Raw genomic sequence first — 26,566 nt, forward strand, 5'->3', positions numbered from 1 at the left:
GAAAGGTTGAAAAACCTTGAATTTTCAATAAAAAACACTTGATTATATGAGGAGGAATTATCTGTGGTGTTCAACTTATTCCTTTAATTGGGTCTATTCTCCCAACAGAAATAGCATTAAAAAAGAATTTTGATAAGAATGGAACAAGACGATAAATGCCATTTTTTGAAACTGAGAAATCGGGATTGACCGAGTTCTTTGAGTGAGATACACTTCTTGGACGAAGGGAAGGAAGAAGGAAAAAGTACTTTAGAGGTATTATGGAATGAGTAATAAATTGGTTGAGCACAAAGAATCAAAAGAAATATTAACTGGAAATCAAAAGAAAATTTTGTTTTGGATTTGTTTCATTATTTTAAGTATAGCTTTCATTACAGTCTGGATAAATATACTTTTGACATCTAAAGCATTTAATACACAAATGGAAGAGATGGTACTGGGAGAAGATTACTATATGGAGGATATTGTGATTACAGGTAAAAGGGCTGAAGATGCTTCGGTTGATACGATATCTCAGAATTATTTCTTCTACTACAACAATGGAAAAGTGAATGATTATCACAAGCGAATGCAAGTACCGGGATTTGTATATTCGGAATATAATGTAGGAGATTCCATAGCTGCATATACCACAGACCATGTTAGTTATTCTTATTACAAGTATGGGATTCTTCCGGATACAGGGTATACAAACAATGAATTAATGAAAGTGGCTGGCGTATTGCTTGGAATTGGAATATTTTTATTGGCTTTGTTTGGGGTGTTAAGTAAGAAAATGAATTACAAGAAGTAACCAACTTCCCGTTTATTGGGAAGTCGCAGAGAACGAAAAATCGGGATTTATCAGAAAATGAGGAATAGTTGAAATGGAGGCGCTATAATAACATGAAGATTGAAGGGAACCAGAAAGAACTGGATGCAATGGTAGAATTTCATAAGGGAAACCGTGTCGAGGGACTGAGACTGCAAGAAGAATTTGCAGCGGAATTTCGTAAGGAGTATAAAGACAAAGATCACTGTCCTTGCCTGAAAGCCTGTCGTTATCACGGAAATTGTAAGGAATGTGTAGCAATCCACAGAGCACATCAGGAACATGTTCCTAATTGTATGCGACCATTGATTAATAAAAAATTGAAATTGATGTCAGAATTAACAGAGCATACCTTGGCAAATGAAATAGAAGCTCCACATGAGATTTTAAGAAAATAGGCAAGTCAAATTCAAGTTTGTTGAATTAAAAATGAAATTAAGTTTCAGTAATCATAGAGTGTATGGATTCAATTCCATATGCTCTTTTTCTTTACTTAATTTCATGAAAAATGTAAAAATCTAATGTTACGAGTTGCATTAAAGAAAACTCGTAAGAAAAAAGTAAAAAAATTTGCTTTTGACCACTGTAAAACATGCTCTGAGCGTTTCGTTATATGAAGGGATAATTTTTCTTTCATATTTCAAAGAAAAGAGGATAAAGAAATGTCAGAAAAAAGATGTTATACAGTTCAAGAGTTACAGGAAATCTTAGGAGTCAGCAGACCTACTATTTATAACCTTTTAAAGAAAAAGGAATTCCGGTGGATCCAGTTGGATGGCGGAAAGTATCGCATCTCTAAGAAGAGTTTCGATGACTGGCTCGATAACTTGGAACAATAAAAAACAGGGTGTTGATCAGGCAGATTTTGTCTGCAATCGACATCCTAAATTTTTATCTGGATTTGAGATATGATATAAGAAAAAACACTAACACTAAAAAAGACAGGAAGTGAAGAATAAATGGCAACAGCAATTATGAAACAAAAAGAAGTTCCGGAAATGGACGCTGTTGAAGAGATCATTTCAAAGATATCAGAAGACAGTCCTTACAAACGGCGTCCGACACAAAAGAGAACCTGGATGACCGTGCCGGAAATGGGAAAGCTGCTGGGATTAAAAAAGACAGATCGATACTGGCTGGTGCATAAAAATGTTTTTGAATCTAAAGAGATTGCCGGAAAGATACGAATCAATATTGCCAGCTTTGAAAAATGGTACGCCAATCAGATTAAATACCATAAAGTTACCGGAGAAGAACCGGGGAAAGAATTGAAATCCTGGTCCTATTCCGTTAAGGAAGTTGCGGATCTGTTGGGTGTTGATGAGTATCTTGTTTATGATTTACTCAAGAAAAATCAAATGGAAGCTGTTATTGTCGATTACTGGAAACGAATACCAAAAGAATCTTTTCAGAACTGGTATAAAAGCCAGTCCCGGTATCGAACAAAGGAAGACAGAGAAAAAGACGCTCTTCTGGAAGATGCAACAATTACGATGCCTGAGATGGCACAGCTGCTTGGAACAACCAGAAGCGCAGTATATACAATTCTTGATAATCCAAAGTATAGTCATTTTTTTGAATTCATTGTGATTGCAGAAAAGAAAAGGATCACAAAAGAGAGTTTTCAAAAATTCCTGGAAGGTCAGGATCGGTATAAGCTGGATCCATCGAATGATTATGAAGAACTTGCACAGGAACAGAATATTGCCCTGGCTAATTTCCGGCGGAAGAAATTATCACAGACCGGAATACGAGGAAGCAATGGAAATATAAAGTATCTTACTTTTGATGAAGCTTCCTATCTGGCAAAGGTCAGCAGAAGCATGATCAACAAGTGGGCGGATACAGGAAAGTTCACCGTAATAAAAGTTGGCAGTCGAGTTAGGATCCGTCGGGATGAATTTGAGGACTGGATGGAGCAAAGAGATTTGGAAAGGAGTATGCAATAATATGGCATCTATAAGAGAACGAAACGGAAAATTTAATGTAATCTATTCTTATACGAATGAAAAAGGTGAGAGGAAACAGAAGTGGGAAACCTATGAAACGAAAGCCGAAGCAAAGAGAAGAAAAAAAGAAATTGAATATAAAAAAGAGATGGGATCATTTGTCGTCCGTAAATGCAAAACACTGGACGAGCTTATTACAGAATATGTTGCACTTTATGGCAAAGAAAACTGGGCGCTTTCTACATATGAAGGAAATGTCTCTCTTATCAATAACTATATTCTTCCGATCATTGGTGATACGAAACTCTCAGAGATTAATACCCGTTTCATCGAAAGATATTATCAGAGTCTTTTGAAGAGACGTGCAGTTATCAATCCATTGAATAAAACCAGTCGAAATGAATTTGTATCTTCCAGTACGGTCAGGGATATTAATAAGCTGCTTAGAAACTGTTTTGAACAGGCAGTGAAATGGGAGTTGATGGAGAAGAATCCTTGCACCCATGCGACTGTACCAAAACATAAATCACAAAAAAGAGACATCTGGACAGCGGATACATTGATGTATGCGCTCAGTGTCTGTGAAGATGAACGATTAAAACTCGCAATTAATCTATCTTTCTCATGTTCCCTGCGACTTGGTGAGCTGCTTGGTCTTACCTGGGATTGTGTAGATATTTCTCATGAGGCAATTGAAGAAAACCGTGCATATGTCTTCATCAACAAAGAATCACAGCGTATAAGAAAAGAATCTTTAAATGCATTGGATGGAAAAGATGTGTTGTTGGTATTTCCGACAAATCATAAGAAGAATTCTACGGTCCGTATTCTGAAAACACCGAAGACAGAAAGCAGTGTGCGTAAAATATTCTTACCGAAGAGTGTTACGATTAAATGTATACCAGAAGAATGCCAGAGCAATTTCTTTTTACCAAAGAGAAGGGTTCATTATTCAATGTGAAGGTTTGGATGAAGCTACTGGTGAAAAAGAATACACCATGCTATGGAAACAAAAATAGAAATCGGGATTTGTTAAGTTGGTAGTAATTTTTTGCAATAATGAAGATAAAGGAGAGCATTTTATGAGTACAAGAAAGACGATAGGAGGGGCTTTGGGAGCTATCATTGTATTGATAGTAGCTCAAATATTAGCTCAGTTAGTGGCAAGTTTGTTTGTTTTGGTTAAAATTCCAGAAGGTATATGCAATATTATAGCAGGAATTATATATGTTGGATTAGCATTTGTTTTAAGTGAATTATTTTCAAAAAGACTACTTAAAATAAAAATAGAAAATTTGGGAATGCCAAAATTTTCAATTAAAGCTAAATGGATTATTGTAGGTGTATTATTACCTGTGACAGTAAAAGCGGTTTATCTTTTTTTCTTTTCTGGAAAGTACGTTTCTTCTGGAATGAATAGTAATCAGATTTTTTCAACACTGAGTGCTGGTATTACTTTTACAGGCATAGCCGCTGGTTTTGTTGAAGAAATGGTTTTTCGAGGAGTTATTCTAAATCTGTTAAAAGAGAAATGGAATATTAAAGTAGCTGTATTAATTCCATCAGTTTTATTTGGATTAGTACATATTATAGGAATGGATTTTTCCATTGTAAGTAGCCTGTTGGTTCTTATTGCTGGAACAATGGTAGGAATAATGTTCTCAATGGTTGCTATTGAAAATGGTTCTGTTTGGAACAGCGGAATTGTCCATTCACTTTGGAATATTTTAATTATTGGCGGCGGTTTATCAATAAGCGAAAAGGCAGATGAATATTCGGTTATGACATATGTACTTGATTCAAAAGGCTTTGTTTTCACTGGTGGAGAATTTGGAATTGAATCATCAATTATTGCACTATTAGGTTATGTTATAGTTACTTTAGCAGCAATATGTATGATTAAGAAAAAAGCAAAAGTGTAATAAGTATCAAAAAACAAAATCCAGTTTGTTGAACTGAATCCGAAAAGCATTAGGGCGCAGAGGAGATAGAATCCTTTGCGTAAAAGACTAACGAACATATTTAATGAAACATCGGAACCATCTTCTTTTTGTTGTTTACCTATAATAACGATTGGAGTAGTCGATTATAGACACTGCAATCAAAAAAATCTGAAAATATATTTATCAACATTACATAAAAGTGTGTAGATGCACATAAAATGGGAATACATATTGAAATTCAGGTCGTTTTGTGATAGAATCTCATTACTAAAAAGTGTGTAGATGCACGGAAATGGGGAGCGTAACGATGGAGATTAAAAGAGACGCTTACCTACAGCAGCTGATCGAGCGAAAAGATAATGGAATGATAAAGGTGATTACCGGCATTCGTAGATGTGGCAAATCCTTTTTGCTGTTTACCATCTTTAAGAGATACTTACTGGAGAACGGCGTTGATGTTGATCATATTATTGAAATTGCATTGGATGGTATTGAGAACGAGGAATTAAGAGATCCAAAGGTATGCTTCAAGTACATCAAGGATGCCATGAAAGACGACGGGAAGTATTATCTCCTTTTGGATGAAGTGCAGTTCATGCCACGATTTGAGAAAGTGCTGAATAGCCTGCTACGCATGAGCAATATTGATGTGTATGTCACCGGAAGTAATTCCAAGTTCCTGTCCAGCGACATTGTGACCGAATTCCGTGGCAGAGGTGATGAGATTAGAATCTACCCTCTCTCCTTTGCAGAGTTTTATTCTGTCTATGACGGCGATTATGATAATGCCTGGGATGACTACATGATCTACGGAGGATTGCCGCAGATCGTAAGTTTCCAGAGCGAACGACAGAAAGCGGACTATCTGAAGAACATCTTTGCAAATGTCTATCTGAAGGATGTTATTGAAAGAAATAAGATTCAGAACGTGGATGAGATTGGGATTCTGGTTGATGTGCTTGCATCTGCAATCGGCGCACCGACCAACCCTTCAAAGATTGCCAATACCTTTGCCAGTGAGCGCCAGATGACTTATGCTAATAAAACCATCTCCAAGCATATCGACCATTTGACAGATGCCTTTTTGATTTCCAAGGCAAGCCGATACGATATTAAGGGCAGAAAGTATATCGGTGCAAATCTGAAATATTACTTTACTGATCTGGGACTGAGAAATGCACGTCTGAATTTCAGACAGCAGGAGCCTACTCATATCATGGAGAACATTGTTTATAACGAGCTGCTGATCCGTGGCTACAATGTTGATGTGGGTGTCGTGGATATCTTCGATAAGGATAAAGAGGGCAAACGTGTTCGCAAGCAGTTGGAGGTTGATTTTGTGGTGAATCAAGGAAACCAGAGATACTATATCCAGGTTGCATATGACATGACTTCGGAAGAAAAACAGACGCAGGAGTTCAATTCTCTGCGTAATATCCCGGACTCTTTCAAGAAGATCGTCATTGTAAATGGCAGCAAAAAGCCTTGGAGAAATGATGAAGGTTTTGTCATCATGGGAATGAAGTATTTCTTGCTGAATGCGAATAGTCTGGAATTTTAAGTCGATTTGAGTTGTTGCTGTGGTGTTGTTCTATTTCAAAAAAGAGTGAAATGATATAAATAAGGCCACGGCTGATTTCATGTTGGAACAGCCGTGGCTCAGTTTATTTTTTTATCCGTACAAACGAGACTGTTGCCAGATGTGAAATCATTTTCTCCAACTAACTTGAAATATATGAGATACTTTTATGAGATGTATCCTGACACAGTAATTTGTCCTCAAGTTGAGGACGAATTGATTACAGATGCAAATCGTCCCCAAGTTGGGGATGATTTACAAATCATTTTTGCATTTTGTGTTTTGAAGATATAAAATAAATCTCTATAGAAGGAGAATAAGACAATGTCAAAAGATGAATATTTAATTACAGATGCGCCTCTTAAAGCGCTGACTGTTTTTGCAATGCCTATGATTCTAGGCAGTTTTTTTCAACAAGTATATAATATGGCTGATTCTATTATTGTTGGTCAGTTTGTTGGCTCATCTGCACTTGCTGCAGTTGGTGCCTGCGCCGCACTTACGAATGTATTCATTTGTGTAGCATTGGGTGCAGGTGTAGGTGCAGGGGTTCTTGTAAGCCGTTATTTTGGTGCCCGGGATTATAGCAAAATGAAAACGATTGTGTCGACATCATTAATTAGTTTTCTGATTCTAAGTATACTTCTGGGTCTGTTTGGATTTTGCTTTTCCCATCCAATGATGAGTTTATTACAGACACCTGCTGATATATTAGATGAAGCGGTATTGTACCTTCGAGTTTATTTTGTGGGATTTCCGTTTCTGTTTATGTACAATATCCTTTCAACGATGTTCACTTCAATCGGCGAATCAAAGATTCCGTTAGGTCTTTTAATATTTTCTTCGGTTTTAAATATATTTATGGACCTTTGGATGGTGGCTGGACTTGGTCTTGGTGTGTTTGGTGCAGCCCTTGCGACTCTTATTGCACAAGGAATTTCTGCAGTATTTTCACTTTTGATTTTCTTTAGTCGGATGCGCCGATATAAAAGTCACTTTAGCTGGTTTGACGGGCAGGAGTTACGTTCAATGCTTCGAATTGCTGTACCTTCGGTTCTTCAGCAGTCTACAGTGTCAATTGGGATGATGATTGTACAGGCGGTTGTAAATCCATTTGGTACACAGGCACTAGCGGGTTATTCGGCAACGATGAGAGTAGAGAATGTATTTTCACTGATATTTGTATCTATTGGAAATGCAGTTTCACCGTATGTTTCCCAAAATCTTGGTGCAAAGAAAATCGAACGTATCAAAAAAGGATATCATGCTGCACTGGTGTTAGATTTATGTTTTGCAGTTCTTGCTTTTATAGTTATTGAGACATTGCATACGCAAATTTCTTCGTTATTCTTAGGAAAAGACGGAACTGCTTTAGCTTATCAGGTATCAGGGGATTATATGAGATGGCTAGGCTACTTTTTCATTTTCATGGGTATCAAGATGGCAACAGATGGAGTCCTTCGTGGGCTTGGAATCATGCGGCCATTTCTTATTGCAAATATGGTAAATCTTGCAATAAGATTGTCAGTTGCCTTAATCTGTGCTCCTCGTTTTGGTATTGCATTTGTCTGGCTTGCTGTACCGGCTGGATGGCTCGCAAACTTTTTGATTTCTTATGCGGCACTCAGAAAATTATGGCCGATTGATAAGGTGGATTCAATTTGATATATAATTTGACAAAACAGCCGTTTCTCTATATAATCTCAAACTAAAAGTAATAGTAAACCGAATAAAAAAGAGAGGCAGCGGAAAAACCGTTGCCTCCTTTCAGTATAACGATAATTAATCCAACTCCGCCCCTAACTCATATCTCCAATACTCCGTTGCCTCATACTCCGTAAGCGCAAAATAATTCGACGGATTGTATTGCCCTAAAAATCAATCCATAATAATCATTAGAGAATGCAAGCATTTCACTTCATTTTCTCTTGCTAGAAATGATAGATGCGAGCATTTTACTCTATTCAAGTTATTGGGAAAGAATTCATCCGCCATGAATTTCGCTTTACCCATGCCAAAGGAAAAGTAGTAAATATCTATCGTGAAACCTACAAATGCCCGGAGTGTGCCATATCAGAGGAACATCCGGATGATCAGACATTTGTCAAAGCCCCTGTTCAGGAACCATTGATCCCGGAAAGTTATGCATCGGAATCCGTTGTCGGATGGGCAATGCACCAGAAGTACCAGAATGGTCTGCCGTTAAACCGGCAGAAAGAGGACTGGAAGCAACTGGGTGTCCCATTAAGCCGGGCTACGCTTGCTAACTGGATCATTTACTGTGCCGAGAATTATCTCCGTCATGTTTATGATTATTTTCACTGTCAGTTACGGAGGCGTAAATATCTGATGGCAGATGAAACTCGGGTTCAGGTACTGAATGAGCCGGAGCGTAATCCTGAAACGGATTCCTGGATGTGGCTCTTCCGCAGTGGAGAAGATGGACTTCCGCCGATCCTGCTCTACCATTACACAGAGACAAGGGCAAAGTTCCATGCAGCATCTTTCCTACAGGGGTTCAGCGGATATCTGGAGACGGATGGATACCAGGGTTATAATAATCTGCCGGATATCAAACACTGCTCTTGCTGGGCACATGTAAGACGTTACTTCACAGATGCCATACCGAAAGGGAAAGAGTATGATTACAGCCTTCCGGCAGTGCAGGGAGTACAGTTCTGTTCCAAGCTGTTTGATTGTGAGCGGTACTCAAAAGCAAAAAATCACACTGCGGAGCAGAGAAAACAATTTCGTCTTGAAAAGGAGAAGCCGATACTGGAGGCATTCTGGAATTGGCTGGATCAACAGCGCCCAACCACAATCAGGCCATTCACTGTTGGCCGGAAGAACTGGCTGTTCAGTGCTAGTCCGAAAGGAGCTGCTTCCAGCGCTATTGTGTATACAATGGTTGAGATGGTAAAAGCGAATGATCTGAATACCTATAAATATCTGACATATCTCTTATCACAGCGGCCAGACGATGAAATGTCAGATGAACAGTTGGAACAGCTTGCCCCATGGAGCGAGACTGCGAAAATGAACTGTCAAAACTAAAATAGAGTAAAACGTGTGCATATGAATCTTCATGCATGGCGTGCAGGAATAATTTCAGCTGTTCTTTGGTATAAATACGAAGGCTGGATTTCGGTTCTTTGTGTTCTGTGATGTCAGCTGCCGGGTATGTTTCAAGGAATCCCTGGTTCCATGCAGAATTCGATCAGGTTTTGGAATGCCCAAGGTTTTTGGAAATGGCTTTCATTCTGACTTTTTCGTTGGCCAGGATGGTGGCATTGGAATTGCGCAGTTTCCGCCAGTCGATCTTTGGAAAATTGTATTTCTTTAACAGACGCTGATATGGCTTTTTGTAAAAATTTTGTCCATAGGGCAAACCATTTTTGCGGCAGCAGACATAGCCCAGATCACAGAAATTTTTCAGATTTTACGCGGATTGCGGGGAACAGGAAGCGGCTATTTGGGGTTCAGAAAAGCCGCTGTTTTAGAGTACGATAATGAAGGGGACATTTGAAATAAAAAGTTTAATCAAAAGTTGCTTTAAAATATGGTCAAAAACGACCTTTGGTCAGCGTATTATTTCGTGCCGTTTGGTATCAGATATCACGAAACAACACTAAAAAGCATAATATATCAGCACAAAATATAAGATGGAAATAGTAAAAGGCCCTAAAAGAACCTGATTTTTTTCATTTCGATTTCGCAAGTTTTTATAAAAACTCGAAAACAAGGATGGACAATCCCTTATTGATCACCTGCACCTGCGTGTTGCATGATTTTCAGTGTTATCTATTTAGTTCATTATGTTTCAGTTCTATAAGCAACTGCTGATGATCGTCACAAGTTGTTTTTGGGGAGTCCGTGGCAGTAGTTTGGGAAGCTGCTCTCAAAGTGTCCAAAAAGATTTCTCTTAGTATACTGTTATCCCCCAGCGGTTACAGATATAATTTTTATAAAATACATTAAGGGCAGACACCCAAAACCGAGGTCTTTGATGTCTGCCCTCTTGTAATTAGAATGAATCACCCGAAGACATATTTAGAATGGATTACTTGAAGCCGGGGCTTTTATTGAAGTGATCAGATCCATCCATTTATACATATACCAGTTTCCGTCCTTAGATGATTTATAAACATCGATCCATTTACCACTGTCAGAAGCCTTGCAATAGATAAAGGCTCTATACTGATCAGGAGATGGTATGGAAGGATTTGCTGGAATGTATATCTGATCTTCATCTACTACAGAATCCTGAGTTAATGTAATTGAATAAGGCTGTGAAGGTGTGTAGTCATTCGCCGGAGTTGCACCATTTAAGAATGCATTTCCAAGATAGAGATACTGTTTACTCTTCTTCATTTGCTCTGCTAATCTCTGCTTCTCATAAACAGATAACTGCTTGTTGCATAAATATCCGATCATTTCTTCGCAATCTGTCTGATTTTCCGGTTTCCAGGTTCGAAGTGACATGATATAAAGAGCGAGCACCTTATATCTTCCATCATCACCGCTGATGTTATACTGCTTCAATTCTTCCACGTTTGTTGGAATTGTGCTGAAAGTATAGGTATAAGTATTCAGAGGAATATCGATCACTACAGATTCGCCAGCTTCATTCTTGACTGACCGCTGCCCTTTTATAACTCCTTTCGAAAGAACTGGTTCAGTCTGAGGCTTTGTTTCCATGGTAACTGTAACTGTGCATGTAAGAACAATTCCTGCATCTACTTTGATTTCTGTTGTTCCAACATTAATTGCATGTACCTTTCCCTGACTGTCTACCTCTGCAATATTCTTGTTTGAACTGGTCCATACAGGCAGATGCTTAGGATTTTGTACGCTAAGCTGATAATATTCACCTTTACGCATATTTAAAGATGTTGCACTTAGTACTGGTGTTTTTGCTGGAGCTGCGGTAGGTGTTGCTGTAGGCTCTGCCGGCGGATTTACCGGAGCAGAAGGTGTTGTAGGTGCTGGCTTTGCAGGTGCTTTTTTACTCTTAACAGTAACCTTGCACTTGTATGTTTTTTTGCCAACCTTAGCTTTAATATATGCAGTTCCTTTTTTCTTTGCTGTAACGACACCCTTTTTATTAACAGTTGCCACTGATTTCTTTGTGGAGGACCATTTCACTTTCTTTTTTGTGCCTTTTATCTTTAACCGGTATTTCTTGCCTTGGGTCAAGGTAAGCTTTGTTTTGTTCAGTTTGATCTTCGCGGCACTTACAGATGTGGTATCCACTGCCAGACACATTACTACAAGTAAGAATGTAGTAAGCAGTACGCTGGCTTTTTTTAATGACTTTTTACCATTTCTCATAAGCATTTTCTCCTTCCTTATAAACAATACTGTCCTTTTTATTCTTATTATACATAGTTGCTTCTGATTCACACTAGCACTTCTGACAGTAATCGAAAAGGATTATAAAAATGCTGCTACGCATATATCATTTATTCATCCGCCTGTTCTGCCAATTTATTTCCTCTACAACGTATAACAATCATATCGAATCGCTTTTCCGCTTAACGTATAAGAAGGCTTCCTTCCTGCCAGAAGAAATCCATCCTCTCCCATACCTGCTGTGGCATCTATCGCCTTGCGCCCTGGCTTTTCTGATTTGGAAGCCCGTACCAGCATTTCATGCTGTAATCTTCCGTGGGTCACCCGATGAAGCATATTCTCGAAATCTCCCTGATAAGTCAGACCATATCCGGTTAAAGAAACACCTTTGGAATTAAAAAGCACCGTCAGGTGTTCTCCCGGCTTTTCAGCGATTGGGGTATTTGTGCGCCTGGAAAAAGCTTCAGCCATATCTCTTGCGCCACCTTTTTCAAGGCAAACTACAATTTTTTCACTCATGTTCTCTTCTCTTTCTTTGTATCATATAAGTATTATAATTGTTGGCTTCTTTCATTACATTTTCTCAATCAGCTTGGAGTACACATGTTCTACAAACCATGGTTCTGTAGATTTCTTCAGCGCTTCTTCAGGGGAAAACCAGGCGACACCGCTGTTCTCGTCGGCTTTTATGGAGACAACTTCCTCAGAATCTGCTTCCAGCAGATATGTTACATTCAAATGTAAATGGCTGGGCACATATTTTCCCTTTTTCACATGTCCATCTACTGTAAGGGATTCCAAAGAAAAAATCTCCTCAGATACAGGACTGACATGGGAAATCCCCGCTTCCTCTTTCACTTCCCGAAGGGCAACTGCAAGTAAATCCGTCTCCCCACCCGCATGTCCTCCCAGCCAGGACCAGGAATTATAAATATTGTGATAAACCATGAGAACTTTGCTTTTATCCGGATTTACCACCCAGGCAGAAGCGGTCATATGTGCCACCGTGTTTTCTCTGGAAAAAGGATTGGTATTATTTCTGATCCAGTTCAGAATAAGCTGCTTATCCGTCTCTTCTTGTTCATTGAAGGGGGTATAATGCTCAATGCGAAGCATATAGTCTGCACTGGTATAAACATCAATGCTGTTTCGTCCGGGATTATATTCTGCAAATATTGTCCTCATCGTATCTTATCTCCTTATCGTTCAATCAATTATTTGCTACAAAAATCAGAAGCATTTCAATCAGTTCACCATGTCACTTTTATTTTGTGTTATACTGTTTTATATAATTTTTTGCCCTTGTATTTTCCCTTATCAGAGTTCGTAAACACTGGTGGGACGATATAACACAAGGGAAAAAATAAGGGAAAGCTCACCTGCGACAAATCCAGTGTTTTCAATGGTTTGCGGAGAATTTAATAACAAAATATAACAGTTATTAAATTTCTTAAAACAGGTGAAATCTCAATCGGAAGTTGTAAGAATAAAAAGGATAAAGAAATGACGGTTCAACAATTAAAATATATTTTGAAGGTAGCAGAAGTTGGCTCTATTACCGAAGCGGCAAAACTGCTTTTTATATCACAGCCGAGTCTGTCCAATTCCATCAAAGAAACGGAAAAAGAGGCTGGTATCACCATTTTTCTCCGCAGTAGAATCGGAATTACGCTGACAAAAGATGGTGCTGAATTTCTCGGTTATGCTCGTCAGGTGATACAGCAGATGGAACTGCTGGAGGATCGGTATGTTACAAATCTTCCGGGGAAAGTGACATTTGGAGTATCTTCTCAGCACTATACTTTTACGGAAAACGCTTTTGTGGAGTTAGTTAAGCGTTTTGGGCAAGAACGATACGCTTTTTATTATAATGAAACCGGAACACATCAAATATTGGATGATGTGAAAAATCGTGTCTGTGATTTAGGCATCCTTTATTTATCGCATGAAAACGAAGTCGTCATGCGGAAAGTGATAGAGGAAAACCATCTGGTGTTTACCGAGCTATTTTCAGCAAAGCCTCATGTTTTTTTGCAAAAAGATCACCCATTGGCATCGAAAAAAGTAGTTTCCGTCCATGACCTTGCACCTTATCCTCGGCTAAACTTTGTACAGGGAGAGTATGAATCTGTCTATTTTTCAGAGGAACTATTCAGCTCCATCCCGGTGGATAAGGAAATTCGGGTCAATGACAGAGGGGCTATTGTCAACTTTATGCTCGGACTGAATGCCTATACTATTTCAAGTGGCATTTTCCCGAAATATTTGAACGGAGAAAATATCATCTCCGTTCCGCTTGCAGAAAATGAAACAATGCATATTGGATATGTGCTGAATGAAAATCAGGAATTAAGTGAACTTGGAAAAAGCTATCTGGAAGAATTACGGAAATATGCTCCAGCCAATCCATAGTCATAGGCTATGGATAATCATATAAAATAGGTGTTATGTATGTACCGCTGTTTGCTGATAAAATAACAGCAGAAAGGTGGTTGATGATTATGCCTATGGCGGTACTGAGCAATTTTCTGATTTATTGCGTTATAAATGCCTTTACTCCGGGACCGGGAAATATTCTGGCATTAAATACCGTAACAAACTATGGATATAAAAAAGGAAAGCCGCTGTTCTTTGGAATTTTTGCAGGTTACTATGTAGTACAAATCTTATGTGCAATTTTCGTATATGGGGTTAATTCTTTGCTTCCAAATGTAATGGGAGTGATGAAGTACATCGGAGCAGCCTATATCCTGTGGCTTGCGATTCATATTGCTTTCAGTAAGAAGACCTCAGAAAACACAGAGCAATCCGCATCGTTTCTAAAAGGCTTCATGCTGCAATTTGTCAATGTGAAGATCTATATGTTCGGAGTTACCGCACTAACGGGTTATGTTGTAGGATATATGTCCTCTTTTCCGGCTTTGCTGTTTTTTGAGCTGGTTATTGCAACAATCGGAACAATCGCAACCTGTACTTGGATTGGCTTGGGCGTACTGATTCAGAAGTTTTATCTGCGGCATTTCCGTGTTATTAACATTATCCTTGCACTAACATTACTGGAGTGTATTTGGGGAATGTTAAGGTAATTGTTGCTTTGAGAGCAATTCTAATTAACAAATTCAAGTTTGCAGGGACGACAAGCGGCTCAGTACGATATTTAATTAAATGTTGCAATGAAAAGATCATTTACCGTAAACAAGCAGTAGATGGTCTTCTTTATATCTTTTTGTGAACAAGTAGAGATTTATAGATTGTAATATGTGTTTTATCATAATCCATGAAATAAGATGGGTCAATTCTTCGATTTACATATTTTTTAAGGTGTTCCGGTATGGTATTATGGTACTTATAAAGAACCAATTATATCTGTTGGAGAGAGTGGTGAAAAGTTATGAAGTTATTGTTTAAACAAAGGTTGTTTTCATGGTTTGACAGCTATGATATCTATGATGAAGCAGGCAACACTGTTTATGTAGTAAAAGGTCAGTTGTCCTGGGGACATAAACTTGTAATTTATGATGCCTATGGAAACGAAGTAGGAATGGTTGTTCAGAAGGTACTTACTTTTCTTCCTAAATTTGAGATTTATAAAAACGGCAGTTATATCGGATGCCTGAGCAAAGAATTCTCATTCCTGACGCCACATTATAATATTGATTACAATGGATGGCATATTGATGGAACAATTATGGAATGGGATTATAGCATTCTTGATCGAACTGGTTATTCAATTGCACGGGTTAGTAAAGAACTGTTTCATATGACTGATACATATGTTATTGATGTGCAGGATCCCGGAAACGCGTTGGATGCGCTGATGTTTGTACTGGCAATCGATGCAGAAAAATGTTCCAGAAATTAAATAGTTGATCTTGTTACTGTAATTATTCGGAGGATGAAGCATGGGATTATTCAAAAAGAAAATCATGAAAAAAACATATGACCGAGAACATATGAAACCAGTTATTCGTGCAAGTATTTGTACCGGAGAAGAAGTAGCAGGATTCAAAGACATACGGACCGGAAAAATCGAAGAAATCATGCTGATCAGATCGCCGGAGGACCTAGAAAGATTCAAAGAGATATATGAGATAACAGAGGAAATTGCAAAAGAATATTAGACATCTTCTGGGTTATGGATGAACGCCAGGTAGTCGTCTGTAAGCTTATAGGGAAAAAGGAGTTATTTTATAAACGTGATATGATGAAAATTACTTACATTAACCACAGTGGATTTTTAATTGAAACTAAAGACTGCTACTATATTTTTGACTATTATAAGGGTGAATTACCACTTCTTGACAAGAAAAAAGAAGTAATTGTTTTTTGCAGTCATTTTCATAAGGATCATTTTAATCCTGTGATTTTTGAGATCCTTGATGATATGAGCATGACATATCAGGCAATTTTGGCGAAAGATATACGCAAAAGAAAACATTTGTCAGATATGAAGATCACATATGTTTATCATGATCAGACTTATAATCTGGATAATGGCACTCAAGTCGATACATTGCTATCTAACGATAGTGGTGTAGCATTTATTGTCAAAACAAAGGAAGGCACCATTTATCATGCCGGTGACTTAAATGACTGGTATTGGGATGGTGAGCCAAAAGCTGATAACCAGAGACTTACTTCAGCATATCGTGCGGAGATTAGGAAAATCAAGGGTATGCATTTTGATGCTGCATTTGTCCCCTTAGATCCGAGACAGGGAAATCACTATGCCGACGGGATACTGTATTTCCTTAAAAATGTAGATTGCAATGTCATTTTTCCAATGCATTACTGGAATGATGCCAATGTAATTAAGCGGTTTATTACGGAATATCCGCAATATAAATCACGTATTAAAAACACAGAATGTGCAAAAGGAGAAGAATTATGAAGTTTAAGATGATTCACGAAAACTACAATGTATCAGACCTGGACCGATCTATTAAATTTTACAACGAGGCCCTTGATCTGCACGAAGTGAGAAGAAAGACTACCGATGATTTTATCATTGTGTATTTGAGCAATGATGTAAGTGATTTTGAGTTGGAACTTACCTGGCTTAAAGATCATCCACAGCCATATAATCTGGGTGAATGCGAATTCCACCTGGCATTCCAGGCAGAGGATTACGAGGCAGCGCATAAGAAGCATGAAGAGATGGGATGCATTTGTTTTGAAAATGAAGCAATGGGAATCTATTTCATTGTAGATCCAGATGGATACTGGCTTGAGATACTGCCGTAAAGCTGGTGTATATCGGGAATTTTAAAATCACCTTCAGACTATAAAAAAAATAGTCTGAAGATGATTTTTTCAAATATCTTTAAATGTTGTTTCTCTTTGGAAGAGATTGTTTGTTGTTTACGTGAGAATGTGTTTTACGTTTATTTTCCAAATGTATTGCTGGATTTAGCAGCAGCTTTAGCTGCCATGGTGTTGGTGGACTCAAACAAGGAAGCTGTCGGTGCGACCGGACACATCAGTACCCGTCCTGTTCCGCGGTAAACATTTACCAGGCCTTCTCCACTAACCGCTGATCCCACAAGTGTTTTGGTTGATCGTTCTACGGTAAATTCAAGGTTTGATGACCAGCATACGGCAAGGTTTCCATCAATTTTCAGTTCATCATTTTCCAATATGACTTCAATCAATTCATCTTCGGGAACATTAGACTCCAGTGCAGCTACACCATTTCCCTGCAAACTCAGATTAAACAGGCCTTCGCCACCTAATACGGCTGATGAAAGGTTCTTTCTGGCTACAACTTTACTTTTTACATTTGCATCACAAGCCAGGAACATGCCATCTTCAATTGTCATTCCGGCCGAACCCCATTTTCCAATGTCTGCAAGAATAATGTATTTATATGTTGGTTCCAGTACCAGACAGCCTTCGCCAACATATTCTGGCTTAACCGCAGTTTCTTTGGTAACCGCACCCTTGAGTGCCTTTCCAAGAAAATCTCCAATACCTTTTACACCCGATGTGGCTTGTACATTACCACCCATCCACTGCATGGAACCAGCCTGGATAACAGCTGAATGGTCTTTATCAATATCAATAACAACCTGTCTTCTTCTGACATTCATTTTACTCATGAAATACTCATTCATTGCATTCATAGGTGAAACGCTGGCATCCTGCACATATTCAAGCACATGGAAGTTTCCGATGCTTTTTGCATATTTTCTGTTTTCATTTTGTAAGTTTTCAATTCGCATATTACTACTGACTCCTTTACCTTTAATAATAATTCATAGTGTTACTCAGATATGTTTATTATAAAAGAGTCGGCATAGAAAGAAAACAATTCGTGCAGAGAAATATAAAGACAGAATTCTCAAAATTCGAGAAATATAAAGATGTAATTTCTCATGGTGGATGTGTATTATGAAAAATAAATTTGTTATAGTGACAATATCAACAAAAAAGCAGAATATAAATGAGGTGATCAGATGGAAGCAGCACAGAGAATTCGATTAATCCGGATAATAGAAAGGATGGAGAAAAATCAGGCATTCAGTAATAAGCTTGGTATAAAGAACACATCTGAATATTTATCAGAAAAAGAACAGAAAAAATGAAAGACGCATATCAAAATGAGTTTTAGAAGGAGTAAAAAATGTTATCGTTATTATTTGCAATTTGTATGATTTGGTTTGTTGGAAAATTTTTTATATTTGGATTAAAAGCATCCTGGGGAATTATGAAATTACTTTGTACAGTTATTTTCTTTCCGGTGATATTGATTGGTATGGTTATAGGTGGACTGATGTACATTGCTTTTCCATTATTGATCATTGGTGGCATTATGGCATTGGTGACGTCACATTCATAATCGATCAGGAGGAAGAAAACAGAAAGTATCGTCAATCAATTACAGCGTATTTAAAGGAAAAGGCAATGAGTCAGAAATGGTTCATTGCCTTTTGTCGCGTTATGGATTATTTCAATTTTTCTTTCTCGGCATTTAAGAGCTCAAGATTAAGCCCCTGTTCTCCGGCGGTCTTATCTACCCAAAGATTCAAAGAGTCTATGGCTAAAGAAATTTCATCAAGTTTTTTACTGATATAAGCAAAATCTTTCATTTCATCATCGCTGATCTTACCGTCACGGGCAATCTGGATCAGACGACCGGTAAGAGGATTGATTTCATTTAGACTGGCAATTGTCTCCAAAATGATATTTGACAGCTCGGTCACTTCTACTTCTGGAACATAACGATGGCCGATCTCGCATTTGTGAGAGCAATAATAATTGCAAAGCTCTGGTCTTTTATAGGCATCTGCCATCTGGAGGATATCATAAGGTGTAGGTTCTTGTGTTTCATATTCAAATTTTTCAATTTTTGAATCAGAGACAGCATCCATTTTTTCACTGGCCTCTGCTCTTGTAAGTCCTGCCGCTTCTCGGCAAAGCTGGTAAATTGTTTTGTTTTCCCTGGTGGATTGCTTACCCATGAGAATTTCCTCCTCGTATATCGCTAAACATGAGGATTATCAATCTTTAAGTCCTCATGCAAGACGTGTGTTTCTCGTATAGAGTTCATTATACTTGAATTATCAATTAACAACAAGCTCAATAATGAACATGAAGTCAAAAAGAGTGAAAGAGGAAAGAGAGGGTACAGAAAGCGCATTATGAACAAACAGGAAATCAATGTATTTATTGAAAAAATGAAAGAAGTAGGTGATGTTTGGACGGAAGAGCAGGTAAATAATAACAAAAGAAAAAATTAATAGTATTTGTAAGGCGTTAGTGGAGTATTGAAAAAGAAAATCCAGAGATAAAGAAATTTAATTAAGCATAATGTAGACGGTGTGCTATAATTACTGACAGTAGACATCAGAAAAGAAGGGACAAAATATGCAAATCAGTTTATTACTAATTGAAGAGATCGCAAAGCTTTTTGCGATCATGCTTATGGGATATGCGGTTGTAAAAGCTGGACTTATGAAGTCATCGGAGAGTAAAAGCTTATCTGTAGTCATGGTTTATCTGGTTATTCCATGTGTGATTATCGACGCATTTCAGGTGGACTATACATCAGATGTAAAAAAAGGACTGCTTCTGGCATGTGCAGCAGCAGTTTTGGTACATGTTTTATTTCTGATACTTACCACAATATTAAAACAAGTATTACAGCTGGATACGATTGAGCGTGCAACTGTTATTTATTCAAATGCCGGGATACTGGTAATTCCGCTGGTACAGGATTTGCTTGGACAGGAGTACGTTATTTACTCCAGTGCTTATATTGCGGTACAGCTGATTCTGATCTGGACACACTGCAAAAATATGCTTTGCGAAGAAGATAGATTAGAGTGGAAAAAAGTATTTCTGAACGTAAATATTATTTCAATCATAGTAGGAGTGATATTGTTTGTCTGCAAAATCCAGTTGCCTTCGGGTGTACAGGATGTCATGGATATGATGAATAATATGATTGGTCCGATCGGTATGCTGCTTGCAGGAATGGTTATTGCGGATGTACCTCTTAAGACCGTATTTACTAAAAAAAGGAACTATATTTCGACAGTATTGAGATTGATTATTTATCCAATATTTGTATTGATTTTAATGAAAATGATTAATACATTTGCGGGAGTGAATGATTCCAAACAGATTCTCCTGACTGTGTATATTGCATCTATAACACCTGCCTGCGCAACTGTGACATCCATGGCGCAACTATATGATAAAGATGCGGCATATGCGAGCTCATTGTATGTACTTACGACACTGCTGTCAATTGTGACCATGCCAGTGATGGTGGGAATGTATGAGATGTTTGTGTGAGAGAATAGAAAGATTGAAGAAATGACAGAAGAGACACTGACTGCGGTTGGTGTCTTTTTTTCTTTAAAATAGCAATTAAAGGGTGTCTTTTTTTGTTAGTTGTCGGGATTTTTGTACAGCCATTTGATATAAAATGATAACATCAAAAAAATCCAAGGAGGACTGGCAGATGAAAGGTTATGACACAAGCAACGGATATATGGGATATGTAGAAGGCAAATACATTTTATTTGCCAGTGAACAGGAATATTTCGAGTTTATGGAAGATTAAGAGGAGGAAGGGCAATGAGTAAAATCTATTTCACACTGACAGGAACAAATCATTATTTCGGAAAAGAATTTCTGAAAAAAGGAACGAAGATCCGCTTAGAAAAAGAACCGGATAATGAGTATGACAAAGAAGCAATTAGCATTAGAGATAACGAATCGCAGGAATTAGAAGCAGTAATCAAAAGCGAGGAATAAAATGGGAAAAGAACAAATATTTTTACAGGGACAGGTGATTGTACAGAATGATAAGTATGTTTTACAGGAAAAATGCACTACAGAGGTTATATCTATGTTATACTTGAGTTGATATTGAGTGAAAAATCTACTAAAAGGTACATAAGCTAAATGTACAGTTGGAATAGCAACTATTAACGAACATTGATAGCTTAACAATTGCTCTGAACTCTGCGATAGGGACTTTATATTTGCAGCAACATACTCTGCAGAGACAATGGCTATTTACAAATACGACAATAACAGGTATCATTCTTTTATAAATACATTCATAAAAGAAGGTAGAAACAGAATGAACGGACTGGAAAAGAAATTTGCTACGAAATCAAAAATCGTAAATTATATTATAAATAGAGAATCCACATCAAAAGTGGAAATATCCAAAGAACTGAATCTGAGTATGCCAACAGTTCTGTCTAATGTAAAAGATTTATTGGAAAAAGGTATCATAATAGAAACTGGAGAATATGAATCCACAGGAGGAAGAAAGGCTAAAAGTATTGGAATCAATCCATCCTATCGTTATGCAATGGGAATTGTGATCACTGCAAATCATCTGGGAATGGTGCTGGTAAATCTGAAGTATGAGATTGTGAAATCAGAGCGGATTCGTCTGAAATTTGTATCTGATATGTCATATTGCAGTCAGGTGGCAGATTATGCGGCGAAATTTCTGGATCATATGGATGATGCAGAACAGAAAGAAAAGCTTCTGGGTGTTGGAATCTCTATTCCGGGAATCATTAATCAGGAGCAGAAACTGGTGATAAAATCCCACGCACTGAAACTTGAAAACTATAGTCTCAGTTTCCTGGAACAGGCATTTTCTGTCTCGGTTTATTTTGCAAATGATGCCAATGCGGCAATGATGGCAGAAGATATGAACACCTATCAGAATGCAATTTACCTTTCGTTGAATCAGACTCTTGGTGGTGCATTTTGCATAGGGGGAAATTTGTTTTCCGGAGAAAATCAGAAGGCCGGAGAATTTGGACATATGATACTTGTACCTCAGGGCCGCAAGTGTTATTGTGGAAAATCAGGTTGTGCAGATGCTTATTGCGCTGCAGGAGCACTTGTTGGTGTGTCAAAGGATTCTGTGGAACAGTTTATGCAGCTGCTCAAAAGTAATGATGAAAAGGCAGAGAAAAAATGGGAAGAGTATCTTGATTATCTTGCAATTCTGATTTCAAATCTGCGCATGGCATATGATATGGATATCATTCTTGGAGGTGAAATGGGTGGATATCTCTCAGATTATATGATACCTCTTGGGGAAAAAGTAATGAAGTATAATGGATTTGATCATGATCTGAGATATCTGAAAAACTGTTCTTATAAGAAAGAAGCCTCAGCTGTAGGTGCAGCAAAGCATTTCCTGCAGGATTTTATCGGAAAGATATAGATTTGCCTATAATCTGCCGATATATCATAGTAAAAAAATATCTGAATACAAAAAATACCCTGATTACAACAATGAAACGTTTTGATCAGGGTGTTTTTGTTGAGGGAATTCCGAAGACAATCAGAAGGATTGCTATAGTAAAATCTGCATAAAAACAAAATCTTTACTTTGTGCAACTGGTAGAAATGAGAAATATTTTTAAATGTTTATTGACAAAGTTAGAGATTTGAATAATAATGTAATTACTTTAATAAAACATTTAATAAAAGACAACAAATAACTAGAGGCTCAAAGTACATTCAACAAACAAGGAGGAAAATATTATGTTACAGCAGGTTATGACAAATCCAGGAGAAATTATTTTCAGAGAGGTTCCCGTACCAGAGATTAAAGACAACCAGGTTTTGGTTAAGATTATGAATATTGGTATCTGTGGTTCTGATATCCATGTATATCACGGAAAACATCCTTTTACAAAATATCCGGTAACCCAGGGACATGAAGTATCAGGAGAAGTGGTAAAAACAGGTGATGCAGTAACAGAATTTCATATGGGACAGAAAGTAACAATTGAGCCACAGGTATATTGTGGACATTGTTATCCATGCCGTCACGGAAAATACAATCTCTGCGAAGAACTGAAAGTAATGGGATTCCAGACAACAGGAACTGCATCCGAGTATTTTGCAGTTGATGCATCAAAAGTAACACCGATACCGGAAGATATGTCTTATGAAGAGGGCGCAATGATCGAGCCTCTGGCAGTGGCTGTTCATGGTGTTAAACAGATGGGCGATGTAACAGGAATGAATATTGTGGTGATAGGAGCCGGTCCGATTGGAAATCTGGTAGCGCAGTCTGCAAAAGGAATGGGAGCAGCTAAAGTTATGATCACAGATGTCAGTGATCTTCGTCTGGAAAAAGCAAAAGAGTGTGGAATTGACGTATGTGTCAACACAAGAAATAAAAATTTCGGGGAAGCAATGGTAGAAGCCTTTGGACCGGATAAGGCAGATGTTATCTATGATTGTGCAGGAAATAACATTACAATGGGACAGGCGATCAAATATGCAAGAAAAGGAAGCGTGATTGTGCTGGTTGCAGTTTTTGCAGGAATGGCTGAGATCGATCTGGCAGTTGCAAATGATCATGAGCTTGATATCAAGAGCACAATGATGTACAGACATGATGATTATGTAGACGGAATCAGACTGGTGAATGAAGGAAAAGTGCATTTAAGACCGCTGATCTCTAAGACATTTGCATTTAAAGATTATCTGAAAGCATACCAGTACATTGACGATAACCGTGAAACTACAATGAAAGTGATTATCAATGTGCAGGAAAAATAAAATACCCTGCTGATCATAAGCCTTATGTAAGACAAAGATATAATAAAAAAGACTGCTGTAAAGAAGACATGAGTAAACGGAAAGACGGAGGATGGCAGCAGGCAGGAGGAATTATGGAGAGTAAAAACGAAAATGTAAAAGTTTCGTTGATCAGTAAAATCGCATATGGATTTGGCGATGTAGGATGTAATTTCAGCTGGATGTTCGTCAGTAATTTTCTCATGATTTTTTACACAGACGTATTCGGAATCAGTATGGCAGCAGTCTCTGCCCTGATGCTGTTTTCGAGATTTTGGGATGCGATCAATGATCCGATCGTGGGTGGACTGACAGATAAAACCAAAACAAAATGGGGACGTTATCGTCCATGGCTTCTCATTGCAGCTCCGATCACGGCCGTGCTTCTGATTATGACATTCTGGGCACATCCGGACTGGTCGGACAGATCAAAGGTTATCTATATGGTAATTACATACTGTCTGTTGGTACTTGGATATACTTGTGTAAATATCCCGTATGGCACCCTTTGTGGAGCAATGACACAGGATATCGATGAACGTGCAAAGATTAATACATCACGTTCAGTATCTGCAATGGTTGCAATTGGAATTATCAATATCATTACAGTTCCACTGATTGGAAAACTTGGCAGTCAAAGTGCTAAAACCGGATACCTACTGGTAGCAATCATATACGGATGTATTTTTGCAGCCTGTCATTTCTTCTGTTTCGCAAAAACAAAAGAGCAGGTGATTATGCCGGAAAAAGACAAAATATCCATAAAAGTGCAGTTAAGAGCAGTGATGCAGAACCGCCCATATATTCTGGCATTAATCGGACAGGTGTTATTCGGATTTACACTTTATGGAAGAAATGCAGATGTTTTATACTATTTCACTTATGTAGAGGGAAATGCATCCTACTATACTACATATTCCATGTGCATTATCATTCCATCCATTATCGGTGCTGCATGTTTCCAGCCTGTATTCCGAAAATTGAATAATAAAGGAAGAACTGCATCTGTTTTTGCCCTTTTTACCGGAATTTCCATGCTCTGTATGTTCTTCTTCAATGTAAAGGAAACACCGGCAGCGTTCTATACACTTGCAGGAATTACACAATTCTTTTTTTCTGGATTTAACACTGCAATCTATGCGATCATTCCCGATTGCGTAGAATACGGAGAGTGGAAAACGGGCTTAAGGAATGATGGTTTTCAATATGCATTTGTGTCACTGGGAAATAAAATTGGCATGGCAATAGGAACAGCGCTTCTTGCAGCACTTCTTGGAAAATATGGATATGTGGCAAATCAGGTACAGAATCCGGCTGTTCTCAGTATTATGAGACATTCCTTTACTACAATTCCGGGAGTTTTATGGATAGTGACAGCAATTGTACTGTTTTTCTATCGTCTGAACAAAAAACGTTACAATGAAATCGTAGAAGACCTGAAAAAACAGGATAAAATAAATCCCAGATATTGATATTGCAATATCAATGGGATGCAATGTGGGATGTCCTTTTATTGGAAGGGCGTTTGATGATAACTGGGGACTTGATGATCCAACGGGAAAATCAGATGATGATTTCAAGGCTGTGATACAGCGGATTGAGGAGAATATCATTGAGCTAAAGAAAAGGTTGAGTGAAAGGTAAAGTGGAGTTTTGCGTGAGCAAACATTAGAAAATACAGATGGTTAAGGTGGTGATCAATGTGGTCATCACTTTTTCTATTTCTGAAAAGACAGGAATATTTCGAGTTTATGGAAGATTAAGAGGAGGGTTCAACTAATGAAGTCAAATATAGAAATGAAAATGGAGCTTATGGAGCGAAGACAAGCGGTACATGCAAATAAGATACAGGCACTTATGCTAATGATAACAGTGATGCAGATCCCGGAAAAAGAGAAGAACCGAAAGATATTAAAAGCTGTTCGAGTTAGTACCGCATTATTGTGGATTCTTACATGTGTAGAGGATTTAGTGTTAATGATCCGAAAAAGATGAATGCAGATGCTGTGGCATTAGAGATAATGGATCGCAGGAATTAAAAACAGTAATTAAAATCGAGGGATAAAATGGGAAAAGAACAAATATTTTTACAGCATATTTTTACAGGGACAGGCGATTGTACAGAATGATAAGTTTGTTTTACAGGAAAGATGTACTACAGAGGTTATATCTATGTTATACTTGAGTTGATCTTGCGTGAAAAATCTATCAAAAGGTGTATAGTAAAAGGAAAATTAGATTGTCCGTCTGTCTTTCGATAGACTGCGAAAAGTCAATAACTCAAACTTCGCAGATAGATTTTAGCTATGCATCTTGAAAATTCAATACCTGGCAGTTATTCAGTTGTCAATGTTCAGACCTTAGGAAGAGAGTTTCTGCAGTTGATTGAAACAACGGATATGCAGAAAGTGTATAAGATGCCGATTTTGTACGGTTTCTATAACGAGGGAGATGTACGGCTGGCTGTTACAGATGCTGAGGTAGTGGAAAGCTGGAAAAAGTTCTTTGACCGAGGAACAAACTGGAAGGATTTTCCGAAAGTAGCTTCATACGAAGAGTATCGTACGATGGAATATTATCGGAGAAGGTATGTAGAAAACTGATTCTTAATATTACTTCAGAGGAAGTGAACTATGATGTACACAGTAAAACGAATCGATGAAGACCTGAATTTTGGTTGTGAAGAACGACCGGATGATGCACCGGTCATGGCAATAGTGACTCTTGTGGATTCTTCAGGAAAAGAAGTGACAGTAAAAGCAGAGGATGCCGAGCTCTATGAGCGTAATATCAATGAAGGAGACAAAGTTTGTTTCGATGTAAATAATAAATTGGAAAAAGTAGAATGAAAGCT

General features: G+C 37.9%; 28 protein-coding genes and 5 pseudogenes. 27 read left to right on the top strand and 6 right to left on the bottom strand.

What is annotated here, in order from left to right; all coding sequences use genetic code 11:
• Positions 1-265 precede the first annotated feature (265 nt).
• From LIQ05_RS07660 to tnpC, 10 genes and pseudogenes are all read left to right on the top strand, one after another.
• A complete protein-coding gene (locus tag LIQ05_RS07660; RefSeq protein ID WP_096240087.1) occupies positions 266-793 on the top strand; it encodes an LPXTG cell wall anchor domain-containing protein in 528 nt (175 codons plus the stop codon).
• 92 nt (positions 794-885) lie between these two features.
• Positions 886-1,209 carry a hypothetical protein gene (locus LIQ05_RS07665; protein ID WP_004613237.1) on the top strand — a complete coding sequence of 108 codons (324 nt, stop codon included), beginning with the start codon at positions 886-888 and terminating at the stop codon, positions 1,207-1,209.
• Positions 1,210-1,473: 264 nt separating this feature from the next.
• Positions 1,474-1,650 (top strand): helix-turn-helix domain-containing protein, encoded by a 177-nt coding sequence (locus LIQ05_RS07670; protein ID WP_003864535.1) that lies wholly within the window; start codon positions 1,474-1,476, stop codon positions 1,648-1,650.
• 120 nt (positions 1,651-1,770) lie between these two features.
• Complete coding sequence (locus LIQ05_RS07675) at positions 1,771-2,760, top strand: helix-turn-helix domain-containing protein (RefSeq protein WP_003864534.1); 990 nt, start codon at positions 1,771-1,773, stop codon at positions 2,758-2,760.
• Positions 2,761-2,908: 148 nt separating this feature from the next.
• Positions 2,909-3,247: pseudogene (locus tag LIQ05_RS20270) on the top strand (site-specific integrase); the annotation flags it as partial.
• 397 nt (positions 3,248-3,644) lie between these two features.
• Positions 3,645-3,779 (top strand): annotated as a pseudogene (locus LIQ05_RS20275) (GNAT family N-acetyltransferase); the annotation flags it as partial.
• 63 nt (positions 3,780-3,842) lie between these two features.
• A complete protein-coding gene (locus tag LIQ05_RS07690) occupies positions 3,843-4,682 on the top strand; it encodes a CPBP family intramembrane glutamic endopeptidase (RefSeq protein ID WP_226819751.1) in 840 nt (279 codons plus the stop codon).
• A 328-nt stretch (positions 4,683-5,010) separates the two neighbouring features.
• Positions 5,011-6,264: an ATP-binding protein gene (locus LIQ05_RS07695; RefSeq protein WP_226819752.1), complete on the top strand. Its 1,254-nt coding sequence runs from the start codon at positions 5,011-5,013 to the stop codon at positions 6,262-6,264.
• A gap of 342 nt (positions 6,265-6,606) precedes the next feature.
• Positions 6,607-7,947, top strand: coding sequence for an MATE family efflux transporter (locus LIQ05_RS07700; RefSeq protein WP_226819753.1), 1,341 nt, complete (start codon positions 6,607-6,609; stop codon positions 7,945-7,947).
• A gap of 297 nt (positions 7,948-8,244) precedes the next feature.
• Positions 8,245-9,336: pseudogene (gene tnpC, locus LIQ05_RS07705) on the top strand (IS66 family transposase); the annotation flags it as partial.
• Positions 9,337-10,332: 996 nt separating this feature from the next.
• Here tnpC and LIQ05_RS07710 read toward each other — a convergent pair.
• The 4 genes and pseudogenes from LIQ05_RS07710 to LIQ05_RS20595 all read right to left on the bottom strand — a co-directional run.
• Positions 10,333-11,613, bottom strand: a complete 1,281-nt coding sequence (locus LIQ05_RS07710) for an Ig-like domain-containing protein (protein ID WP_226819754.1) — start codon at positions 11,611-11,613, stop codon at positions 10,333-10,335.
• A gap of 165 nt (positions 11,614-11,778) precedes the next feature.
• Positions 11,779-12,153, bottom strand: a complete 375-nt coding sequence (locus tag LIQ05_RS07715; protein ID WP_226819755.1) for a class I SAM-dependent methyltransferase — start codon at positions 12,151-12,153, stop codon at positions 11,779-11,781.
• Between the two features lie 54 nt (positions 12,154-12,207).
• On the bottom strand, positions 12,208-12,750 hold the full coding sequence (locus LIQ05_RS07720) for an NUDIX hydrolase (protein WP_226819912.1): 543 nt from the start codon (positions 12,748-12,750) through the stop codon (positions 12,208-12,210).
• Positions 12,736-12,819: pseudogene (locus tag LIQ05_RS20595) on the bottom strand (toxin-antitoxin system protein); the annotation flags it as partial. The pseudogene LIQ05_RS20595 and the gene LIQ05_RS07720, both read right to left, overlap by 15 nt.
• Before the next feature lie 318 nt (positions 12,820-13,137).
• Between LIQ05_RS20595 and LIQ05_RS07725 the strand changes: the two are divergent.
• From LIQ05_RS07725 to LIQ05_RS07750, 6 genes are all read left to right on the top strand, one after another.
• Complete coding sequence (locus LIQ05_RS07725) at positions 13,138-14,046, top strand: LysR family transcriptional regulator (protein ID WP_226819756.1); 909 nt, start codon at positions 13,138-13,140, stop codon at positions 14,044-14,046.
• A gap of 89 nt (positions 14,047-14,135) precedes the next feature.
• Complete coding sequence (locus LIQ05_RS07730; RefSeq protein ID WP_226819757.1) at positions 14,136-14,720, top strand: LysE family transporter; 585 nt, start codon at positions 14,136-14,138, stop codon at positions 14,718-14,720.
• 305 nt (positions 14,721-15,025) lie between these two features.
• Positions 15,026-15,496, top strand: coding sequence for an LURP-one-related/scramblase family protein (locus tag LIQ05_RS07735; RefSeq protein WP_226819758.1), 471 nt, complete (start codon positions 15,026-15,028; stop codon positions 15,494-15,496).
• A gap of 40 nt (positions 15,497-15,536) precedes the next feature.
• Positions 15,537-15,755, top strand: coding sequence for an aspartate dehydrogenase (locus LIQ05_RS07740; protein ID WP_226819759.1), 219 nt, complete (start codon positions 15,537-15,539; stop codon positions 15,753-15,755).
• Between the two features lie 83 nt (positions 15,756-15,838).
• Complete coding sequence (locus tag LIQ05_RS07745) at positions 15,839-16,525, top strand: MBL fold metallo-hydrolase (RefSeq protein ID WP_117526569.1); 687 nt, start codon at positions 15,839-15,841, stop codon at positions 16,523-16,525.
• Positions 16,522-16,878 (top strand): VOC family protein, encoded by a 357-nt coding sequence (locus LIQ05_RS07750; protein ID WP_005426079.1) that lies wholly within the window; start codon positions 16,522-16,524, stop codon positions 16,876-16,878. Before LIQ05_RS07745 ends, LIQ05_RS07750 begins: the two co-directional genes overlap by 4 nt.
• 140 nt (positions 16,879-17,018) lie before the next feature.
• On the opposite strand, the gene LIQ05_RS07755 is transcribed toward LIQ05_RS07750, so the two are convergent.
• Positions 17,019-17,855, bottom strand: coding sequence for an AIM24 family protein (locus LIQ05_RS07755; protein ID WP_226819760.1), 837 nt, complete (start codon positions 17,853-17,855; stop codon positions 17,019-17,021).
• Positions 17,856-18,089: 234 nt separating this feature from the next.
• Here LIQ05_RS07755 and LIQ05_RS19660 point away from each other — a divergent pair, with 234 nt between their 5' ends.
• Together LIQ05_RS19660 and LIQ05_RS07760 are read left to right on the top strand one after the other, a co-directional pair.
• A complete protein-coding gene (locus LIQ05_RS19660) occupies positions 18,090-18,218 on the top strand; it encodes a hypothetical protein (RefSeq protein ID WP_264292743.1) in 129 nt (42 codons plus the stop codon).
• A 38-nt stretch (positions 18,219-18,256) separates the two neighbouring features.
• On the top strand, positions 18,257-18,472 hold the full coding sequence (locus tag LIQ05_RS07760) for a hypothetical protein (protein WP_226819761.1): 216 nt from the start codon (positions 18,257-18,259) through the stop codon (positions 18,470-18,472).
• Positions 18,473-18,578: 106 nt separating this feature from the next.
• On the opposite strand, the gene LIQ05_RS07765 is transcribed toward LIQ05_RS07760, so the two are convergent.
• Entirely contained in the window at positions 18,579-19,094 is a 516-nt protein-coding gene (locus tag LIQ05_RS07765) for a helix-turn-helix domain-containing protein (RefSeq protein WP_226819762.1), read from the bottom strand.
• A gap of 406 nt (positions 19,095-19,500) precedes the next feature.
• Between LIQ05_RS07765 and LIQ05_RS07770 the strand changes: the two genes are divergently transcribed.
• The 9 genes and pseudogenes from LIQ05_RS07770 to LIQ05_RS07810 all read left to right on the top strand — a co-directional run bounded on the left by LIQ05_RS07770 (position 19,501) and on the right by LIQ05_RS07810 (position 26,561).
• Entirely contained in the window at positions 19,501-20,433 is a 933-nt protein-coding gene (locus tag LIQ05_RS07770; RefSeq protein WP_226819763.1) for an AEC family transporter, read from the top strand.
• Positions 20,434-20,718: 285 nt separating this feature from the next.
• On the top strand, positions 20,719-20,898 hold the full coding sequence (locus LIQ05_RS07775; RefSeq protein ID WP_264292744.1) for an HIRAN domain-containing protein: 180 nt from the start codon (positions 20,719-20,721) through the stop codon (positions 20,896-20,898).
• 331 nt (positions 20,899-21,229) lie between these two features.
• Positions 21,230-22,342, top strand: coding sequence for an ROK family transcriptional regulator (locus tag LIQ05_RS07780; protein ID WP_226819764.1), 1,113 nt, complete (start codon positions 21,230-21,232; stop codon positions 22,340-22,342).
• A 323-nt stretch (positions 22,343-22,665) separates the two neighbouring features.
• Positions 22,666-23,694, top strand: a complete 1,029-nt coding sequence (locus LIQ05_RS07785; protein WP_195391825.1) for a zinc-dependent alcohol dehydrogenase — start codon at positions 22,666-22,668, stop codon at positions 23,692-23,694.
• Between the two features lie 113 nt (positions 23,695-23,807).
• Positions 23,808-25,184 (top strand): MFS transporter, encoded by a 1,377-nt coding sequence (locus LIQ05_RS07790; protein WP_226819765.1) that lies wholly within the window; start codon positions 23,808-23,810, stop codon positions 25,182-25,184.
• Positions 25,171-25,356, top strand: a pseudogene (locus tag LIQ05_RS20280) (arsenate reductase ArsC); the annotation flags it as partial. The gene LIQ05_RS07790 and the pseudogene LIQ05_RS20280, both read left to right, overlap by 14 nt.
• A gap of 135 nt (positions 25,357-25,491) precedes the next feature.
• Complete coding sequence (locus LIQ05_RS07800; protein WP_173719332.1) at positions 25,492-25,707, top strand: hypothetical protein; 216 nt, start codon at positions 25,492-25,494, stop codon at positions 25,705-25,707.
• A 386-nt stretch (positions 25,708-26,093) separates the two neighbouring features.
• Positions 26,094-26,315, top strand: a complete 222-nt coding sequence (locus LIQ05_RS07805) for a hypothetical protein (RefSeq protein WP_226819766.1) — start codon at positions 26,094-26,096, stop codon at positions 26,313-26,315.
• A gap of 30 nt (positions 26,316-26,345) precedes the next feature.
• Complete coding sequence (locus tag LIQ05_RS07810) at positions 26,346-26,561, top strand: hypothetical protein (protein ID WP_173719330.1); 216 nt, start codon at positions 26,346-26,348, stop codon at positions 26,559-26,561.
• Positions 26,562-26,566 lie beyond the last annotated feature (5 nt).

Origin of the sequence: Blautia glucerasea (assembly GCF_020537505.1) — a bacterium.
Taxonomy (GTDB): Bacteria; Bacillota; Clostridia; order Lachnospirales; family Lachnospiraceae; genus Blautia_A.

Excerpts from the sequence above, each read along its gene's own strand:
- LIQ05_RS07660 (WP_096240087.1), top strand. The coding sequence starts at position 266 with ATGAGTAATAAATTGGTTGAGCACAAAGAATCAAAAGAAATATTAACT.
- LIQ05_RS07665 (WP_004613237.1), top strand. The coding sequence starts at position 886 with ATGAAGATTGAAGGGAACCAGAAAGAACTGGATGCAATGGTAGAATTT.
- LIQ05_RS07670 (WP_003864535.1), top strand. The coding sequence starts at position 1,474 with ATGTCAGAAAAAAGATGTTATACAGTTCAAGAGTTACAGGAAATCTTA.
- LIQ05_RS07675 (WP_003864534.1), top strand. The coding sequence starts at position 1,771 with ATGGCAACAGCAATTATGAAACAAAAAGAAGTTCCGGAAATGGACGCT.
- LIQ05_RS07690 (WP_226819751.1), top strand. The coding sequence starts at position 3,843 with ATGAGTACAAGAAAGACGATAGGAGGGGCTTTGGGAGCTATCATTGTA.
- LIQ05_RS07695 (WP_226819752.1), top strand. The coding sequence starts at position 5,011 with ATGGAGATTAAAAGAGACGCTTACCTACAGCAGCTGATCGAGCGAAAA.
- LIQ05_RS07700 (WP_226819753.1), top strand. The coding sequence starts at position 6,607 with ATGTCAAAAGATGAATATTTAATTACAGATGCGCCTCTTAAAGCGCTG.
- LIQ05_RS07710 (WP_226819754.1), bottom strand. The coding sequence starts at position 11,613 with ATGAGAAATGGTAAAAAGTCATTAAAAAAAGCCAGCGTACTGCTTACT.
- LIQ05_RS07715 (WP_226819755.1), bottom strand. The coding sequence starts at position 12,153 with ATGAGTGAAAAAATTGTAGTTTGCCTTGAAAAAGGTGGCGCAAGAGAT.
- LIQ05_RS07720 (WP_226819912.1), bottom strand. The coding sequence starts at position 12,750 with ATGCTTCGCATTGAGCATTATACCCCCTTCAATGAACAAGAAGAGACG.
- LIQ05_RS07725 (WP_226819756.1), top strand. The coding sequence starts at position 13,138 with ATGACGGTTCAACAATTAAAATATATTTTGAAGGTAGCAGAAGTTGGC.
- LIQ05_RS07730 (WP_226819757.1), top strand. The coding sequence starts at position 14,136 with ATGCCTATGGCGGTACTGAGCAATTTTCTGATTTATTGCGTTATAAAT.
- LIQ05_RS07735 (WP_226819758.1), top strand. The coding sequence starts at position 15,026 with ATGAAGTTATTGTTTAAACAAAGGTTGTTTTCATGGTTTGACAGCTAT.
- LIQ05_RS07740 (WP_226819759.1), top strand. The coding sequence starts at position 15,537 with ATGGGATTATTCAAAAAGAAAATCATGAAAAAAACATATGACCGAGAA.
- LIQ05_RS07745 (WP_117526569.1), top strand. The coding sequence starts at position 15,839 with ATGAAAATTACTTACATTAACCACAGTGGATTTTTAATTGAAACTAAA.
- LIQ05_RS07750 (WP_005426079.1), top strand. The coding sequence starts at position 16,522 with ATGAAGTTTAAGATGATTCACGAAAACTACAATGTATCAGACCTGGAC.
- LIQ05_RS07755 (WP_226819760.1), bottom strand. The coding sequence starts at position 17,855 with ATGCGAATTGAAAACTTACAAAATGAAAACAGAAAATATGCAAAAAGC.
- LIQ05_RS19660 (WP_264292743.1), top strand. The coding sequence starts at position 18,090 with ATGGAAGCAGCACAGAGAATTCGATTAATCCGGATAATAGAAAGGATG.
- LIQ05_RS07760 (WP_226819761.1), top strand. The coding sequence starts at position 18,257 with ATGTTATCGTTATTATTTGCAATTTGTATGATTTGGTTTGTTGGAAAA.
- LIQ05_RS07765 (WP_226819762.1), bottom strand. The coding sequence starts at position 19,094 with ATGGGTAAGCAATCCACCAGGGAAAACAAAACAATTTACCAGCTTTGC.
- LIQ05_RS07770 (WP_226819763.1), top strand. The coding sequence starts at position 19,501 with ATGCAAATCAGTTTATTACTAATTGAAGAGATCGCAAAGCTTTTTGCG.
- LIQ05_RS07775 (WP_264292744.1), top strand. The coding sequence starts at position 20,719 with ATGAGTAAAATCTATTTCACACTGACAGGAACAAATCATTATTTCGGA.
- LIQ05_RS07780 (WP_226819764.1), top strand. The coding sequence starts at position 21,230 with ATGAACGGACTGGAAAAGAAATTTGCTACGAAATCAAAAATCGTAAAT.
- LIQ05_RS07785 (WP_195391825.1), top strand. The coding sequence starts at position 22,666 with ATGTTACAGCAGGTTATGACAAATCCAGGAGAAATTATTTTCAGAGAG.
- LIQ05_RS07790 (WP_226819765.1), top strand. The coding sequence starts at position 23,808 with ATGGAGAGTAAAAACGAAAATGTAAAAGTTTCGTTGATCAGTAAAATC.
- LIQ05_RS07800 (WP_173719332.1), top strand. The coding sequence starts at position 25,492 with ATGAAGTCAAATATAGAAATGAAAATGGAGCTTATGGAGCGAAGACAA.
- LIQ05_RS07810 (WP_173719330.1), top strand. The coding sequence starts at position 26,346 with ATGATGTACACAGTAAAACGAATCGATGAAGACCTGAATTTTGGTTGT.